Raw genomic sequence first — 874 nt, 5'->3', positions numbered from 1 at the left:
ACGGCGGCTCAATGACCGGTTCATGGGGGAGCTGCGGGTAGGCGGAGCAACGACTGCGCAACGCTGCGGCTGCAACGGAGCAACGATCGGCGGGACAGGGTCGCTCCAGCTCAGACGAAGTCAGGGCGGAAGAAACGGAGCAATGACAAGCACACGGCCTAAGAGCGGCTAACAAAACCCTTGAATTCTGTTGATTCGGCGGCAACATTGTCGGCATGACACGTCGCAACGAGATCCCTATTGCGCTGTGGAAGCGCATCGAGCCACTGATTCCGCAGGTCAAGCCTTCCCCCAAAGGTGGACGACCTCGTGTCAGTGATCAGCAGGCCCTCAACGGCATCGTCTATGTGCTGCGCACGGGCATTGCGTGGGAAGACCTGCCTTTGGAACTTGGCGATGGCAGCGGCATGACCTGCTGGCGTCGGCTGCGTGATTGGCAAGCCAACGGGGTGTGGCATCGTTTACATCAAGTGCTCCTGGCTGAGCGACGTCGCGCCGACAAACTGGATCTGAGCCGAGCAAGTCTGGACGCCGCCAGCGTGGCCTCCCCCCGGGGGGGCCGTATACAGGGCCAAACCCGACCGATCGCGGCAAACTCGGCAGCAAACGGCATGTGATCGTTGATCGAAACGGCGTACCGCTGGCTGTCTGCGTGACCGGTGCCAATCGACACGACTCGGTCGCGTTCGAAGAAGTGCTCGATGCATTGCCTGCGATCGGTGGAAAACCAGGGCGTGCGCGACGCTGGCCAGGCAAACTGCATGCCGACAAGGCCGACGACATCGACCGTTGCCGCAACGCCCTCAAGCAGCGCGGCATCATTGCGCGGATTGCACGCAAGGGCATCGAACGCAACGACCGCCTGGGCCAGCAT

General features: G+C 62.0%; 1 pseudogene. It reads left to right on the top strand.

The annotated features are described in order from the left end of the window. Positions 1 to 215: 215 nt before the first annotated feature. Positions 216 to 874, top strand: a pseudogene (locus XAXN_RS21755) (IS5 family transposase); the annotation flags it as partial.

This window comes from Xanthomonas axonopodis, assembly GCF_001304695.1.
Classification (GTDB): domain Bacteria; phylum Pseudomonadota; class Gammaproteobacteria; order Xanthomonadales; family Xanthomonadaceae; genus Xanthomonas; species Xanthomonas axonopodis.
Note: the sequence above shows the minus strand (reverse complement) of the source record. Positions and strands in the feature narration are given on the sequence as shown.